This window comes from Nocardia australiensis, from assembly GCF_020733705.1.
GTDB classification, from domain to species: domain Bacteria; phylum Actinomycetota; class Actinomycetes; order Mycobacteriales; family Mycobacteriaceae; genus Nocardia; species Nocardia australiensis.
In genome coordinates this window covers 1,651,270-1,666,640 of the sequence record NZ_JAJFZM010000001.1, presented here as the reverse complement: position 1 = coordinate 1,666,640, position 15,371 = coordinate 1,651,270, and the positions used below count along the sequence as shown (strand labels likewise).

The following is a 15,371-nucleotide window of genomic DNA, read 5'->3' as shown; positions in this document are numbered from 1 at the left end:
CGGACGGGGACCGTGAGTGGTAGCCCGACCGAACGCCTACGAAAGAGGACTGTCGAAGTGGAACGCCCCCGACCGACAACGCGTCGACGCGACCGGAAGGACCACCGTCTGGCATTAATCGGCAGCCTGGCACTGACCGGGGCCATCCTGCTCACCGGTTGCGATTCCGTGTCCGGAATCCCCGGTGACGAGCCGAACCGAGCGACCGAATCCACTAGTGCGTCGCCGAGCACTGCCAACAGCACAGCGTCGACCTCCGCAACGCACTCGATCAGCGCGTCGACGCCGCCCGTCGGCAGCGTTCCCGGCCTGCCCGGTGCCGACAAGGTCGCGGCCCGCTTCGGTGCCGACCTAGTAACCGCGACGCCCACGGCATTGCAGGCCACGTGCTGGATGATGGCTCCGGCCAACATCATCGACATCGACACCAACAGCCACGAGGTGCTCGACGCCCTCGCACAGCCGGGGACCCTCACCCCGAACGCTGTCACCTGGAAGAGCGCGAACACCACGGTCACCTTCGATAGGACCTGGGTCGAATCCGGTATCGAGAACTCGGCGCACGTCGTCTGCCCGTGGGTGGCCCGTGCGGGCACCGAACCCGGCCCCGATGACGCCGACGCCCGTCACACCGTGCGCCGATACCTGGCCCGCTCGACAGGCAGCCCGCTCGACCCCTCCGACAAGGAAGACACCTATCCCCTGGTCTGCTCGGCGTCGACCTGGGACCCCGCCGACAGCGGCACACCCGGCGCGGCGCCGTTGGCGAGCAACCCCGGCAAGCTGACCGGCGTCACCAAGTTCGACAACCAGGAAATCCACTCCGAGCAGCTGCGCACCGGCTATATCACCGTCCAGGTCCCTGTGACCAGCTCCTCGGGCGGCACCCAGACCCGCACCTTCACCCTGACCGAAGGCACCGAGGGCTACTGCATCGGCGATGTTTCGCCGTAGCGGCACGCGTCATTCGTTGCGGCGGAGCGACGGACCACTCAGACACCGTTGAACATCGCGATCGGGTACGAAGGCGTGGTCGACAGGCCCGGAGTCGGCGGCGTGCGTCGCCGCACGGGGGCACCGTGAACACCGCAATCGGAAACAGCCGTTACCCTGGGTGGCTGGTAACGGCTAGGAGGAGCAGCTCGTGCAGATCACCAGCGTCGGACACGCCGGATTCCATATCCGCACCGTGGCCGGGTCGATTCTTTGCGATCCCTGGGTCAACCCCGCTTACCTCGGTTCGTGGTTCCCGTTCCCCGACAACACCCAACTGGATTGGGACGAGCTGGGCGATTGCGACTTCCTGTACGTCTCGCACCTGCACCGCGATCACTTCGACGCCGAAAACCTGGCGAAGCATGTCAACAAGGACGCGACGGTACTGCTGCCGGACTTTCCCGTCCCGGATCTGAAGCGGGAGCTCGAGCACCTCGGCTTCACCAAATTCTTCGAGACCGAGGATTCGGTCAAGCACACTGTCAGCGGTCCCGGCGGCGATATCGACGTCATGATCATCGCGCTGCGCGCGCCCGCCGACGGTCCCATCGGCGACTCCGGGCTGGTCGTCTCCGACGGCACGACCACCTGTTTCAACATGAACGACGCCCGCCCCGTCGACATGGATGTATTGCACGATTCCTTCGGCCACATCGACATTCACCTGCTGCAGTACTCGGGCGCCATCTGGTACCCGATGGTCTACGACATCCCCAACCGCACCAAGTCGAACTTCGGCAAGCAGAAGCGCCAGCGCGGTATGGATCGTTGCCGCAGCTATATCGAGCAGGTAGGCGCCACCTGGGTGGTGCCGTCGGCGGGTCCCCCGGTGTTCCTCGACGACGAACTGCGCTACCTCAATGACGATCGCGGCGACGAGGGCAACATCTTCCCGGACCAGATGGTGTTCCTGGACCAGATGCGCATCCACGGCAACGAGGGCGGGATTCTGATGATCCCCGGTTCCGTCGCCGACGTGCGTGGCGCCGAACTGTCGTTGACCCACCCGTTCGAGCCGGGACTGATCTACGACAACAAGGCCGACTACATCGAGCGGATGGCACAGCGTCTCGCACCGGTGCTCGAGGCCGAAAAGGCTTCGTGGGCACCCGCTGTCGGAGACCCGCTACTCGAGCCGTTGCAGGCGCTGTTCGAGCCGATCATGGCCCAAAGCGATCTCATCTGCGACGGCATCGGCTATCCCGTCGGCCTGGTGCTCGGCGACGAGACCGTAGTGCTCGACTTCCCCAAGCGCGTGGTTCGCAGCCCGATCGAGGGAGAAGGCAAGTACCGCTACGGTTTCCGCATCGCACCGGAACTGGTGCGCACCGTGCTGCGCGACAACGAGCCGGACTGGGTAAACACCATCTTCCTGTCCACTCGCTTCCAGGCGTGGCGCATCGGCGGCTACAACGAGTTCCTCTACACCTTCTTCAAATGCCTCACCGATGAGCGCATCGCCTACGCGGACGGCTGGTTCGCCGAGGCGCACGACGATTCCGCGTCGACCGAACTCGCCGGCTGGGAAATCCAGCGTCGCTGCCCCCACCTGAAGGCCGACCTATCGAAATTCGGTGTGGTGGAAGGCAATACCCTCACCTGCAACTTGCACGGCTGGCAATGGGACCTCGAATCCGGCCGCTGCAAAACCTCCAAGGGCCACGAACTGCGCTCGAGCAAATTGAGCTGAACGCTCTAGCACGGACTCCCCCCAGGGGTCAGGCGGCGATCGGCTCGGCGGTGGACTATCGCACCCGTTAGGTTCGCGAGCGGGCCGCGACGACGACCGCTACGAAGGTGAGCGCGCAACCGATTACCGCGGTAACGGATAGTCCTGCGCCCGTTGGGATTACGAGGTCGAGCAGGATCGAGGCGAGCAGTTGGCCGGCTACCGATGTCAGGCCGAGTAGTAGCACGCCGATCCATTGCACCGCCAGCGCGGCCAGGACGATGAATGCGACGCCGATGAGGCCGCCGACGTAAAGCCATGGTTCACTGGGGAATTCATTTGGCCACCCCGCGCGGGCGAGGACGAGCGATTCGAGCGCGAGTAGTGCGATGGTGCCGATGCCGAAGTTCACCAGGGTGGCGGCGAATGGGCCACCGACGGTCCCCACCCGACCGTTGACCGCCTGCTGCCAAGCCAGGCCGATACCAGCCAGCGCGGGCAATATGACCAGTAGCGCGGCCGGACCGTCGCGCAGCCACTCGGGCACAGCGGCAGCACCGGCCGGTGTACCGGAACGACCTGTCGCGGCCAAAACGACCGCAACCAGCGCCAGCGCGGCGCCACCAAGGCGAAGCGGGGTGACCGGTGTACGTCCATTCGGAGCCAATCCGAGCCGGTCGACGACCAGACTGCTCAGCAGCTGCCCCGCGACTACCGCCACGGTGAACGCGGTGATGCCGATGGCGGCCACCGTAAGCCCCTGACAGGCAACGAAGAACGCGCCGCACAGTCCGCCGAGCAGCTGCCAGGCTCGCAGCTCACCCGATCTGACGGCCGCGCGGACCCGCACCAGCCCAGCACGCAACCGACGGCTGAGCGCGAACGCGATCACCAACACCATCAACCCGAGGCCGAAACTGATACAGGCAGCGGCGATCCCATCATGCAACCGCGCCCCCAGCGCACCGTTGATCCGCCCCTGCCCCGCCACCCCGGCCCCGATACAAAACCCGAAGACCAGCCCAATCCGCACCCGTCCGGTCATTCCCGCACCGTACCGCGCGATCGCTGCGTTGCCGCTGCCCGTGGATGATGCGTCGAAGCCCCTCCGCCCGTCACGCGATACGACTCGTAGTGCGCGCTGCCGCAATTGACCTACCCGCGGTCACCGCTGATCCCCACGATCAACCGAGAGCCCGTCCCAACTACCCACGCCGACGCCATGCGCCCCGTGGCCGAAGCTGTCGTCACGAACATGCGCGCGGTCGCCACCGATCTCCACAATCACCCCATTGCCGGAGACCCATCGGAAACTACCCCGCGTGTCTCCGGCTCGCGGCGAAGGTGTCGTGACGGGCGTACGTTCGGTCGCCCCCATTGCGGGCGATGGAGCCTCGGACCAGGCGAGCGCGGATGCGGGCGCCGAGGTTTTCGTGGAATCGGGTTGCGCCGGGGAGTAGTTGGCGGGAAATCTCGAGGGCGCCGTTGACGACGGCGGTGGCCATGACGGCGGACTGGGAAAGTTTGCTGTTGGGCAGGCCGAGGAAGTCCGCGTTGGTGGGGCCGAGGATGATTCGGCTGTAGGCGACCATGTAGCTGGTGATCGCCCCGCGGATCACGCGCTGCGCGGCAGTGTCGTTGCCGATGAACAGGCCGCCTGCCGCCGGGATGAGCGCCTGGGCCAAGCGGCGGGAATCGTCATCGGGAATGAACTCGGTGTCGGCCAGTATCCAGAACGCACGCCAGGTATCGGTCTCATTGGTCGGCAGGATTTCCGCGTCGATGCCGAGCAGGAAGCCCACATAACGCCACAGGTGGAAGACCGCGTCCTTCTCCTCGGCGGAGAATCGCAGGCCGAGTGCCTGTGCGCCAACCAGATTCGCCATCGAGAACAGGCCGAGGGTGCCGACGGTGAGCACCTGGTTCACCGGGTGATCCCATGCCTCGTAATCCCAATCGGGGCGGCGATTCATTCCCGCCCGCACCAGCGCGTGCATCAGTCGCACTCGCAGCACGCTCTGGTAACCAACCTGATTACGCCGCAGCCCACCGATAGTCGTGACATCCAGCCACCACTGGGTGGTTTCGGCCAACCTGCGCGGCGCCATCGCGTCCAGGTCGCCGGTGCCGACGAGCGTTTTGTCCGCGCGCGATGCGAGGTAACCGCCCATCAGGGCGAACATGCCCATGGCGATACCACCCCAGACACTGGTGCGACCGACCACGCGCGCGCCGCGGTCGATCTTGTCGCGATCGAGCCAGTACGGGTCTGCCTCGACCTGTTCGAAGAACGCCCGCAGCTCCTTCGGCGCGTCCGGCACCGAATCGATACCGCCTTCGACAGCCATCTCGAACATCCCGCGACCCGCACCGATGGGCAACCGCTGAATCATCGCTACGACATCGTCCGCCAGCGGGTCGCCGACCTGTGCGAACCGCCGGAACGAATCACGCTGCGCCGCGGTGCAGCGCAGATCGCCGGGCGCGAGCACCGCAACGGCCTGTCGAAACGGAAACTCCGTGAACAGCGCCGGAGTCGGCAACAGCTGGTTGTCATGCGTCATTTGCACTTCACCCATCAAATCGAAGTTCAGCACCCGGGCCAACCACCAAGCACCTCCAGACAAAACGTCTCACAACTCCCCCATTCTGGCAAGACCACATGCCAGATCCTCCTCACGGCAGAGCGGTGCGTGGCACATGGCTGCGACATCGCCCGAGAAGCACCCCCGCTGGTGCCATTCACCGAGCTAGTTCGGGTTTAGGGGGGTAGCCATTGGGGGTTGAGGCGGCGGCGGCCAAGCCGGATTATCCGAGCGGAACCCAGCCGTTCGCCGCATGCATATCGCCGCCACCGAGTCCGCGATCGGTAAGCCCAGGGCCGACCCGGCCGTTTCCCTTATTGAGGTCGCTGATCAGATCCGCGACCGGATGCGAATCGCTGTAGTGGTAGCCCTGCGCGAGTGCGAAACCGAGCTCGGTGAGAACCGCCGCTTGATATTCGGTCTCCACACCCTCGGCGATAACCTGCAGGTCCAGCGACTTGCTCAGCGCGGCGATCACGCCGAGCAGCGGTGGCGCGGGCGAGTCCGAACGAATCGCGGCAACGAAGGACTGATCCACCTTGAGGATGTCGCTCGGCAGCGTAGCCAGCCTGCTCAACGAGGAGTACCCGGTTCCGAAGTCGTCAATGGCGATACGCACGCCCCGCTCCCGCAGCGTGTGCAAATTCGCGATGGCCGTTTGGGATTCGGCGGCCAGTTCGCTCTCGGTCACCTCGAGCACCAGTTGATCGGCGGGCCAGCCGGTGCCGGCCAGGATATTCGCGACCCGGTCCGCGTATCCCGACTCGGCCAACTCCAGACCGCTCACATTGACGTTCAGTGTCAGGTCGAGCTGGGCGAAGGTCTCCTGCAGCCGGGCCGCGTCCGCGCAGGCCCGCCGCAAGACCAGCTCGTCCAGATCGGAGATGAGATCGTATTCCTCGGCAACCCGGATTAGCCCCTCGGTGGTTACGTCCGGCTGCGCGCTCGACGACCAGCGCAGCAGTGCCTCCACACCAACCGCCCTGCCGCCGCCTTCGCTCAAGCTGACGATCGGCTGGTAGTGCACGTCCAGGGCGCCGCTGTCGATCGCCTCACGCAATTCGACGGCCAGCGGCAGCTGCCGCGAGGACTCGAGCACTGTCCGGTTCCGCCCGGCCTGCTTGGCCCGATAGAGACCCACGTCGGCACGACTGACAAGCAGCGAACCCGATTCCCCCTGCTGCCATGAGGTGACACCGGCCGAACAGCCGGTGGTAACCGCGGCCCGTAATTGCTCGGTGAGCAGAATCGCCGCCTGCTCAGTGGTATTCGGCATCAACAGCGCGAAAGCGTCACCGCCGTAACGGGCCAGCCGTTGATCCGGCGCGAGCAGCTTCGACCAGGTGTCCGCGACTCGCTGCAATACCGCGTCTCCGGCGCGCTGGCCGAGGTGGTCATTGATCTTCCGGAAGCGGTCGAGGTCGACCAGCACCAGCGCCAGTCCCTGTTCGCTGCGGGTGGCGTGTTCGATAGCGGCGTTCAGCGCCCGGTCGAAGCCGCGCCGGTTGAGCAAGCCGGTCAGCACGTCGATATCGGCTTCCGACGCCATCCGCGTGAGGATGCCGACGACGACACCGACACCGAAGGTGACACCGGCCGGAATCAATCCCGACCACCACGGCAGCGACGGAGCCACGGGCCGGGTGGGCAGCACCCATAAACACAGCACCATCGCGAACGCGATGTGCGCGAGCGCCTCCGACCACGCGAAGAACAGTGCCGCGTCACACGCCACGAACACATAGAACGCGGCCAGGCTGACCGCGCCGACGGTGTTCGGGAACGAATGCACCGCGATGGTCACCAGCACGGTCGCGATCGCGACGTATCCGTGGTGGATGGAATGCGGCAGGCGCGGTCCCCAGGCGAGCAGCGTCAGACCGAGAATCAGGGCGATCGCCGCCGCCGCGCCCACCAGCAGTCGATTACCCTCGTCTCCCGGTGCGATGGCAGTGATAAGCATGCCAAGCACACCACCCATGACGTAGAACGCCCCGGTGGTGCGGGCCATGACCATAGCTGTCGCCAGCGCCGATGCCGCCCGAACCCGGGTTCGGGTATCGCCGCGCGCCCCGATTCCTCGCACGGCAACAGCCTAGAGGTAAGGATTCACAGTGGTTGCCACATCCCGTGAATCCGACATGGCAAGCCAGCCGCCATAACCCAATGTTTACCGCTGCGGCCGCAGCACATCGGTGCCGACGAACGGAACCAGTGCGGCGGGCACGCGCACCGATCCATCGGCCTGCTGGTGATTCTCCAATAACGCCACGATCCAGCGGGTCGTGGCCAGCGTGCCGTTCAAAGTCGCTGCGATCTGCGGCTTTCCGCTTTCGTCGCGGTATCGCACCGATAACCTGCGCGCCTGGAAGGTGGTGCAGTTCGAGGTAGAGGTGAGCTCACGGTAGGTCTGCTGCGTGGGAACCCAAGCCTCACAGTCGAACTTGCGCGCCGCCGAACTGCCCAGATCGCCCGCCGCGACATCGATGATCCGGTAGGGCACCTCGATCGCGGTGAGCATCTCCTGCTCCCACGCAAGCAGCCGCCGGTGCTCGGCGTCGGCCTGATCCGGCGTGGTGTAGACGAACATCTCGATCTTGTCGAACTGGTGCACCCGGATGATGCCGCGGGTGTCCTTGCCGTAGCTGCCCGCCTCGCGACGGAAGCACGACGACCAACCCGCGTAGCGCTTCGGTCCGGCACCGAGATCGAGGATTTCTCCCGAGTGGTAGCCCGCCAGCGGCACCTCCGAGGTGCCGACCAGGTAGAGATCGTCGTCGGCGAGGTGATAGACCTCGGCCGAATGCTGGCCGAGGAAACCGGTGCCCGCCATGATCTCCGGGCGTACCAGTACCGGCGGAATCATCATGGTGAAGCCATTGGCCACCGCGCGCTGCGCCGCCAATTGCAGCAGCCCGAGCTGTAGCAGTGCGCCGTACCCGGTCAGGAAGTAGAAGCGAGCGCCGGAGACCTTCGCACCACGCTCCATGTCGATCACGCCGAGCGCCTCACCCAGCTCGAGATGATCCTTCGGCTCGAAGTCGAATTCCCTTGGGGTGCCGATGGTTTCCAGAACGATGTAATCGTCCTCACCACCCGCGGGCGCGCCCTCCTGTACGACATTCGAGATGGCGCGCTGCGCGGTGTCCAGGTCGTCGTCGGCGGCGTGCTGCGCCACCTCGGCCTCTTTGACCTTCACCGACATTTCCTGCGCGCGCGCGAGCAGCGCGGGACGCTCCTCGGGACTCGCCTTCCCGACCTGTTTGCCCATCACCTTGTGCTCGGCGCGCAGGTTGTCCGCGGTAGCTACCGCGGACCGGCGCGCCGCATCCGCCTCGAGCAGCGCGTCGACGAGGGCGGGGTCTTCGCCGCGGGCGCGCTGAGAGGCACGGACCACGTCTGGATTCTCCCGCAGGAATCGGAGGTCGATCATGGGAAGTCAGCCTAATGGTCGCGCGATGCGGACGCGTTCGGTGGTCGAGGAGACCAGGTCGTGGCACCGAAGATCGGACGCTGCCATGATGGATCGCGATGTCCTCCGAAGATATGCCCCAGCACCAGGCCCCCGAGCCTGACTCGGACGGCGAATCATCACGCGCCGGCTCGTTGTCCCGGTCATTCGGTTCCGCCCGCAAGGCGACGCTCGGTAAGTCGTTGCCGGGCGCCGACCTGCACCTGTCAGCCCCGACGCTGCGCTGGGGGCTGCTCGCGGTCGCGGCGGGCGCCGTTATCGCGGCCCTGGTCACCCTCTTCGTGACCGGTTTCGACAATGAGACCGGGCTGGAGGCGCACAGTCCCGCCTCGCCCGGCGGCACCGTGCTCGACAAGGAGTTCGGCACCGCGTCCTCGGGCGACTGTCTCAGCTGGACCAAGCCGGACCGCGCCGATCTGGTGAAGGTGGCCTGCTCGAACAAGCACCTATTCGAGGTCGCGGCCGATATCGATATGACCAGGTACCCCGGCAAGGAGTTCGGCGTCGGCTCCCGGTTCCCCGACTCGCTGCGGCTGACCGAACTCAAGGAAGAGCATTGCGTGCCCGCGGTGGAGAAGTACATGGGCGGAAGCTTCGATCCGCGCGGACGCTACGTCGTCGGCCTGATGTACCCGAGCCCTGACGGGTGGAATCACGGTGACCGCACACTGCGCTGCGGCCTCCAGTTCTCCGGCAGCACCGGCACGCCGCTGCCGTCCACCGGCAGCGCCGTCGAACACGACCAGTCGAGGGTGTTCGAAGCGGGCACCTGTCTTGGCATCAATCAGAACCTGCCCACCGATCCGGTGGACTGCTCACAGCCGCACGCCGTCGAGATCGTGTCCACTGTCGACCTCGGCGCCCGCTTCTCCAGCGGGCCGCCCGCGAAAGCGGAGCAGGACAAATTCGTCGAGGACGAATGCGCCAAGTCCGCCGCCGACTATCTGGGCTCGGCCGAAGCGGTGCCCAACAAGACACTGACGCTGTTCTTCGACTACCTCGACGCGCGGAGTTGGCTGGCGGGTAGTCGCAAGCTGGACTGCATGATCGGCAAGGGCACCGACCGCGAGGGCTTCGCGCCCATCACCGGAACGGCCAAGGGCGACATCCTGATCAACGGCCAGGCGCCGGTGCCACCGCCGAACTCCGGGCGCTCGACGCCGACACCGCTGCCCGGCGCGGCGCCACTGCCGCAGCCGCGTTAGGCCGAACCGCATGCCGGTCACCATGTCCGCCGATCGCTTCGAAGAGCTCGTCGGCGATGCCCTCGATCTCATTCCGGTGGAGCTGGCCAGAGCCATCGATAACGTCGTCGTCCTGATCGAGCCTCGCAATCCGCAAGACCCTCGGCTGCTCGGGCTCTACCACGGGATCGCGCTCACCGAACGCGACAGCCAGTACGGTGGCGCGCTGCCGGATACCGTGACGATCTACCGTGACTCGATCCTCGAAATCTGTAGTGACGAGGGCGAAGTCGTCGAAGAGGTGGCGATCACCGTGATCCATGAGATTGCACACTATTTCGGGATTGACGAAGACCGTCTTCATCAGCTGGGATGGGGCTAGTCTCTTACCGAGCTGTGTAGATTACGAGCTGTGCGGGGTTGTAGCGCAGCACGGTAAGACCGGAAAGAAATTTGGGGATTCGATGGAACCGATCGCGTAACTGTCGCGTCCTATCACTCGTAGGGGGAATTCTCGTGGTTCCGCCCAGTAGCCGCCACTAGAAGGAGTCGAGTCATGGTTGGCCTGGTAAACATCACACCCGAAGTCGTTCTCGCTGCCGCTGCCGAGTTGGATCTGCTCGCCGAACGACTCGCGGGAGCCGCCGCGCTGACCGCGCCCGCGACCCACGTGCTGCCGTCCGGAGCCGATGAGGTGTCGCTGATGGCCGCGCAGCACTTCAACAAGGCGGCGATAACCCACGATCAGGCGGTTGCCCAGGGCATCCTGGAGTTGCACCACGCCGCCGCGACGTTGCGCATGCAGCTCGCAACACACGTGGGCGAAGACCTCCTCAAGTCGAGCGTCATGAACGTTGTCGCCGGAAATCTCAACATCTGAGCACGCGGCCATCGCACCGATAACTAATCCAGGGGAGAAAAAAGCATGACCGCAGGAATCACCGGGGTGTTCTGGCTGCCCCGTATGGCCGAATTCAACTCCGTCGCGCTCAATGCGGGCGCGCACGCCATTCCGATCTCCGCCGCAGCTACCGCATGGGGTGGACTCACCGCCGCGTGGGTCGACGCCACCACGACAGTTGTGCGGGTAATGGCGGAATTGGGCGTCGGCATGCAGGGTGTCAACGGCATCGCGGCGCTGGCGCGCCTCGGCGGCTTCACCGGGTGGGCCGAGCAGCAGAGCGTCATGGCCGCCACCCTGGGGACGAAGGCCGCGGCCAATGCCACCGCCTACACCGTCGCTTCGCTGGCCATGCCGATGCTGCCCGAAATCATTGCGACCAACGGTGCCGTGGTCGCGTCGGCCAACCCGCCCGGTGCGCTTTCGGGCGCTCTGGAGGTGGCCGAGGGTGCCAAGCACGCCATGGACATTCGCGCCGCCCTGGTGATGGAAACCTATGAGGCCGCAACTTCGGCAACCGTGGTTACGCCAGGCGAGTTCATTAACCCGCCGCCGATCGCCAATGGCGCGGGCACAGCGACACCGACACCCGAATCGGCGCAGACAGCATTCCAGGGCGGCCCGATAGACGGCGCGATCTCCGCGGCCGGGGCGTTCATTAATAACCCTGCCGTAATCAGTGCCGCGACGCAGGTAGCCAATGCCGCGGGCACCGTGGCCAGCACGGGCGTGAGCGCGGCCGGAAACATCGGCGCGAGCGCGATCTCCGCCGTGACGAGCACAGCACCGAGTATGGGCGCCGCCGCTCCCATGTCCATGATTGGTATCGGTGGTGCGGCGAGCGCCGTGGCCGCCGCCGGCACCCGATCCGCGGCGTCGGCCCCGGTCGGTCTCGGCAATAACTCGTTCAAGCTGCCCGAGGGTTGGGGCGCGGGCGGCTCGCTCGGTACGCCCGCCGCCGCCCCGGTCGCTGAGGCGGTCAACATCACCCCGCAGACGTCGACACCGGCACGCCCGGCGTCGTCGAGCAGCCCACTGATGGGTAACCAGGCGCGCAACTCCGAGGACGACGAGTCCGACCACAAGACCGCCGACTACCTGCGGTCCGACGACAACTTCACCGATGGCCGGTACACCGCCGATGGAGTCATCGGCGGCGCCCCCGGGACGGCTAAGTGACGGTGCTCGGTGCGGGCCGCGGCCCATCGATGCTCGAGTCGGTCGTGCTGTCGCTCGACGAAATGCAGTTCCTCCTGGAGAAACTGGAGATCGACGAGGTTCCTATCGTGCTGCAAGCGATGGGAACCTACGACAACGTGACCGACCACGATGCCGCGATGGCCGTGGCCGCCCAGTCCCTCATCGATCGGGAACTCCTGATCGATGATGTGGTCCACAACGACCTCGAAGACCGGCTGCGGACGCTGTACCGCCCGCACTGGGTGATCGCGGTACGCCTGGTCGTCGATGGTCAAGTCAGTCGCATGTGCCTCGCGAAGGGTGACGACTTTGTCACTGTCGCGCTTCGTGGGCCGCAGTCGTACGTCATCGACGAAGCGGACGAAGACCTTCCCGGTGCGGTGATCACGGCGCTCGGTCCCGCCGAGCCGCTCGAATTGACCGGCATGCGCGCCCAGACCGAACATCTCGTGCCGATCTTCAGCGACACCGGCAACACGGCCTCAACCGCAAGCCGATTGGCGAAGGTCGGCCAACCCACCCGAGACGCGCAGGTCCTGGCCTCGGCCATGGTGGAGTTCCATTCGCACACCGAGATCGTCGGCATCGTGTACGGCGACGGCACCAGAGAAACCGCCGACAACCACATCGCCGTATTCAACACCCGCTCAGGACGTTTCATCGCCACCGCGAGTGTTGCCGACGACGGCACCAAATGGACGTCGCTGAGCAGCGGTACCCCCGCCCGCCTGCGAACGGCATTGCAGGACTTGATCAATTCACTCCCCGAACGCGAAGAGTTCCCCCGCAATCCCGCGTTGTCCTGACGAAATACACAGCGTCACGAGACCGAAGAACCCCGCCGCACAGGGCAACTCAGCCCATCGGGTCGTCCGAGGTCGCCGGCACCCGGTGGCTGAATGGGGGTGTGAAGCGTCCCCAGCGGACACATTTCCAGCCTCCGACGGCGCGGGGCACCAGTTCGATGGTTTCCGTATTGTCCAGGTGATTGTTTGTCGTGAACGGCGGCTCGACCCCGGCGAGGGTGCGCCCGAGCAACCGCATTGCCGCGCCGTGATCGACCAGCAGCACATCACCATCGGTGCCATCGAAATACGTGGTCCGCAGAGTCTCGATCACCGGCAGGAAGCGGGCGAGCACGTCGTACCCGGATTCGCCGCCGGGCACCCGTTGCGATAGATCGCCTTCGTGCCAGGCACGGTAGATCCGCTGAAAGGTCTCGTGCGCTTCCTCGGTGCCCAGCCCCTCCAGCTCACCGACCTGTACCTCGTGCACGCCGTTGAGCACCTCGGCGCGCACCCCGGTCGCCGCCTCGATGTAGCCGGCCGTCTGTCTGGCGCGCAGCGCCTGCGAGCAGAACAGCGCCCGCGGCGGTGTCGACAGACTCGACCCGAACGTCTTCGCCTGCGCCGCACCACGTTCGGTTAACGGTAGCCCCGGCAGTCTGGTGTCGAGAATCTTGGCGACATTGCCCTCGGTCTCGCCGTGCCGGACCAGAATCAGCTTCACAGGTCCGCCACCCCCTTCCGTAGCTGGGTCAGCCATTCCGCTGCCGCCTCGTCCGACGGTGGCGGCGTTCCGGTCGCCGAGGTCGCGGGCCAGGAACCGAGGAATCGGATCCGCGCCGTGCGGTGCAGCGCCTTCAGTGTCTCGGCGACGGCCGTATCGCCTATGTGGCCGACGCAGTCGAGATAGAAGCGGTAGGTACCCAAACCCGTTCGGGTCGGGCGGGATTCGATCCTGGTCAGATCGATACCGCGAGTGGCGAATTCGGCGAAGGCCCGCATCAACGATCCCGGCTCGTTCGTCAGTTCCAGCACGATCGAGGTGCGGTCCGCACCGGTCGCGGGCGGTGCGATCCGCGGCCGGGTGACCAGAACAAAACGCGTGATCGCCTGATCATGGTCGGCCACGCCGGTAGCCAAAGCCGTCAGGCCCAGGCGCTCACCGGCCAGTGCCGTGGAGACCGCGGCATCGGCGTGGCCTGCCGCGACATCCTCGGCGGCCGCGGCGTTCGACGCGGACGTATATGTCTGCGCGCCGGGCAGATTGCGTGACACCCACAGCCGCACCTGCGCGGCGGCCACCGGATAGGAGGCCAGCGTCCGGACGTCGGCCAGCGTCGTGCCGGGCCGGGCGAGAATCGTGAAGGTTACCTCCAACTCGGTCTCGGCAACTATCTGTAGCCGAGGACCGATTGCCAGCGAATCGAGTGTCGCCGAGATCGACCCTTCCACCGAGCTCTCGATCGGCACGACCGCACCCTCGACGTCGCCGGAGCGAATCAGCTCCAACGCGGCCCCTTGGCTGGGCGCGGCGATCCGCTCGACAGGTCCATCGAAGACCTCCGAGGTTTCGAGCTCAGCAAGGGCCATCTCGGTGAAGGTTCCCGACGGCCCAAAATACGCAATACGCGGCACGGTTACGACAGTACTTTGCGGTTGCTCGCGCGCTGGAAAAATTTGCCAGGACCGGTAAGCCACGCTCAGACCTAGTGCCGCATCAGGCAACGTTCGCCCTGTCGACCACCTGGCGTAGGCGTTCGTCGGCGGCATGCTTGTTCCGCCAGATGATGTAGCGGCGGATCATGCTGCCCTGTTCTGTGTGGCTGGCGTGGTCCGTCCCGTCGAGTGCGAAGTAGCGCAGGGCGGTGAACTGGGCTTCGATGCGGTTCAGCCAGAAGCTGTTGGTCGGCGTGTAGGCGAACTCGACGTTGTTGGCCGCAGCCCAGTCGCCGACTCGAGTGTCCTTCTTCGTAGTCAGGTGTGGGGAGAAGTTGTCCAGCACGATCCCGATACGGATCTTCGGCGGGTAGAGGCTGCGCAGGTAACGGCAGAACTCCAGGAACCTCGTCCGGTTCTCGCAGCAGGCGCTTCCCCTCGTCGTCATCGATCTCGCGGACGCGTACTCGCTCAGCCACCAGCACAGCTTCCCTGCCGCGCGCTGCCGACGCGTGTCATTCCGTCGGCGTGCCGATCCGCAGCCGGTTGCCGTCAGGGTCACGCAGCTCGATCTCACGCGCCCACGGAGCGTCCTCCGCCTGCACACCGAACTCGGAACCGATGGCCTCGACATCACGAATGCGGAGGTAGACCAACGTGTCGGGGCGGGCGTCGCCCTTGTGCTCCGACAAGAACAACCGCACCCCGCCCCGGGCGACCTCGACGAACGCGGGAAGCCCCGGTTCGAAGCGGTGTTCCGACTGCTTGGCGAAGCCCAGTCGCTCGTACCACGCGACCGCCGCTGCAGCGTCCTCGACGCGAAGAATGGGAATGACTTCCTCGTCCATGTAGCCCATCGTCTCAGACCACCCGGCGGGGCGAACGTTGCTTGATGCGGCACTGCAGGTGAGACCGGTCACTTG

At 65.7% G+C, this 15,371-nt stretch carries 15 protein-coding genes; 7 read left to right on the top strand and 8 right to left on the bottom strand.

Going from position 1 to position 15,371, the window contains the following annotated elements:
* Window positions 1–57: 57 nt before the first annotated feature.
* Window positions 58–954: a hypothetical protein gene (locus LKE06_RS07535; protein WP_227997899.1), complete on the top strand. Its 897-nt coding sequence runs from the start codon at window positions 58–60 to the stop codon at window positions 952–954.
* Window positions 955–1,144: 190 nt separating this feature from the next.
* Window positions 1,145–2,686: a Rieske 2Fe-2S domain-containing protein gene (locus LKE06_RS07530; protein WP_227997898.1), complete on the top strand. Its 1,542-nt coding sequence runs from the start codon at window positions 1,145–1,147 to the stop codon at window positions 2,684–2,686.
* Between the two features lie 67 nt (window positions 2,687–2,753).
* On the opposite strand, the gene LKE06_RS07525 is transcribed toward LKE06_RS07530, so the two are convergent.
* From LKE06_RS07525 to serS, 4 genes are all read right to left on the bottom strand, one after another.
* Window positions 2,754–3,710 (bottom strand): DMT family transporter, encoded by a 957-nt coding sequence (locus tag LKE06_RS07525; protein WP_227997897.1) that lies wholly within the window; start codon window positions 3,708–3,710, stop codon window positions 2,754–2,756.
* 268 nt (window positions 3,711–3,978) lie between these two features.
* Entirely contained in the window at window positions 3,979–5,229 is a 1,251-nt protein-coding gene (locus LKE06_RS07520; RefSeq protein WP_227997896.1) for an oxygenase MpaB family protein, read from the bottom strand.
* Window positions 5,230–5,473: 244 nt separating this feature from the next.
* Complete coding sequence (locus LKE06_RS07515) at window positions 5,474–7,336, bottom strand: putative bifunctional diguanylate cyclase/phosphodiesterase (RefSeq protein WP_227997895.1); 1,863 nt, start codon at window positions 7,334–7,336, stop codon at window positions 5,474–5,476.
* Between the two features lie 84 nt (window positions 7,337–7,420).
* Window positions 7,421–8,683 (bottom strand): serine--tRNA ligase, encoded by a 1,263-nt coding sequence (gene serS / locus LKE06_RS07510; protein ID WP_227997894.1) that lies wholly within the window; start codon window positions 8,681–8,683, stop codon window positions 7,421–7,423.
* 98 nt (window positions 8,684–8,781) lie between these two features.
* Here serS and LKE06_RS07505 point away from each other — a divergent pair, with 98 nt between their 5' ends.
* The 5 genes from LKE06_RS07505 to LKE06_RS07485 all read left to right on the top strand — a co-directional run bounded on the left by LKE06_RS07505 (window position 8,782) and on the right by LKE06_RS07485 (window position 12,813).
* Entirely contained in the window at window positions 8,782–9,927 is a 1,146-nt protein-coding gene (locus tag LKE06_RS07505) for a septum formation family protein (RefSeq protein WP_227997893.1), read from the top strand.
* A gap of 10 nt (window positions 9,928–9,937) precedes the next feature.
* Window positions 9,938–10,288 carry a metallopeptidase family protein gene (locus LKE06_RS07500; RefSeq protein ID WP_227997892.1) on the top strand — a complete coding sequence of 117 codons (351 nt, stop codon included), beginning with the start codon at window positions 9,938–9,940 and terminating at the stop codon, window positions 10,286–10,288.
* Between the two features lie 174 nt (window positions 10,289–10,462).
* Window positions 10,463–10,786, top strand: coding sequence for a PE family protein (locus tag LKE06_RS07495; RefSeq protein ID WP_227997891.1), 324 nt, complete (start codon window positions 10,463–10,465; stop codon window positions 10,784–10,786).
* A gap of 45 nt (window positions 10,787–10,831) precedes the next feature.
* Window positions 10,832–11,986 carry a PPE domain-containing protein gene (locus LKE06_RS07490; protein ID WP_227997890.1) on the top strand — a complete coding sequence of 385 codons (1,155 nt, stop codon included), beginning with the start codon at window positions 10,832–10,834 and terminating at the stop codon, window positions 11,984–11,986.
* Window positions 11,983–12,813, top strand: a complete 831-nt coding sequence (locus LKE06_RS07485) for an ESX secretion-associated protein EspG (RefSeq protein WP_227997889.1) — start codon at window positions 11,983–11,985, stop codon at window positions 12,811–12,813. Before LKE06_RS07490 ends, LKE06_RS07485 begins: the two co-directional genes overlap by 4 nt.
* A 49-nt stretch (window positions 12,814–12,862) precedes the next feature.
* Here LKE06_RS07485 and LKE06_RS07480 read toward each other — a convergent pair whose 3' ends face one another.
* The 4 genes from LKE06_RS07480 to LKE06_RS07465 form a co-directional block, all read right to left on the bottom strand.
* Window positions 12,863–13,552, bottom strand: a complete 690-nt coding sequence (locus LKE06_RS07480; protein ID WP_227997888.1) for a histidine phosphatase family protein — start codon at window positions 13,550–13,552, stop codon at window positions 12,863–12,865.
* Window positions 13,513–14,427, bottom strand: coding sequence for a prephenate dehydratase (gene pheA, locus LKE06_RS07475; RefSeq protein ID WP_227997887.1), 915 nt, complete (start codon window positions 14,425–14,427; stop codon window positions 13,513–13,515). Before pheA ends, LKE06_RS07480 begins: the two co-directional genes overlap by 40 nt.
* An 82-nt stretch (window positions 14,428–14,509) precedes the next feature.
* Complete coding sequence (locus LKE06_RS07470; protein WP_227997886.1) at window positions 14,510–14,896, bottom strand: transposase; 387 nt, start codon at window positions 14,894–14,896, stop codon at window positions 14,510–14,512.
* 67 nt (window positions 14,897–14,963) lie between these two features.
* Window positions 14,964–15,296, bottom strand: coding sequence for a glyoxalase superfamily protein (locus tag LKE06_RS07465; protein WP_227997885.1), 333 nt, complete (start codon window positions 15,294–15,296; stop codon window positions 14,964–14,966).
* Window positions 15,297–15,371: the final 75 nt, after the last annotated feature.

Excerpts from the sequence above, each read along its gene's own strand:
- LKE06_RS07525 (WP_227997897.1), bottom strand. The coding sequence starts at position 3,710 with ATGACCGGACGGGTGCGGATTGGGCTGGTCTTCGGGTTTTGTATCGGG.
- LKE06_RS07520 (WP_227997896.1), bottom strand. The coding sequence starts at position 5,229 with ATGACGCATGACAACCAGCTGTTGCCGACTCCGGCGCTGTTCACGGAG.
- serS (WP_227997894.1), bottom strand. The coding sequence starts at position 8,683 with ATGATCGACCTCCGATTCCTGCGGGAGAATCCAGACGTGGTCCGTGCC.
- LKE06_RS07505 (WP_227997893.1), top strand. The coding sequence starts at position 8,782 with ATGTCCTCCGAAGATATGCCCCAGCACCAGGCCCCCGAGCCTGACTCG.
- LKE06_RS07500 (WP_227997892.1), top strand. The coding sequence starts at position 9,938 with ATGCCGGTCACCATGTCCGCCGATCGCTTCGAAGAGCTCGTCGGCGAT.
- LKE06_RS07495 (WP_227997891.1), top strand. The coding sequence starts at position 10,463 with ATGGTTGGCCTGGTAAACATCACACCCGAAGTCGTTCTCGCTGCCGCT.
- LKE06_RS07490 (WP_227997890.1), top strand. The coding sequence starts at position 10,832 with ATGACCGCAGGAATCACCGGGGTGTTCTGGCTGCCCCGTATGGCCGAA.
- LKE06_RS07480 (WP_227997888.1), bottom strand. The coding sequence starts at position 13,552 with ATGGCTGACCCAGCTACGGAAGGGGGTGGCGGACCTGTGAAGCTGATT.
- LKE06_RS07470 (WP_227997886.1), bottom strand. The coding sequence starts at position 14,896 with ATGACGACGAGGGGAAGCGCCTGCTGCGAGAACCGGACGAGGTTCCTG.
- LKE06_RS07465 (WP_227997885.1), bottom strand. The coding sequence starts at position 15,296 with ATGGACGAGGAAGTCATTCCCATTCTTCGCGTCGAGGACGCTGCAGCG.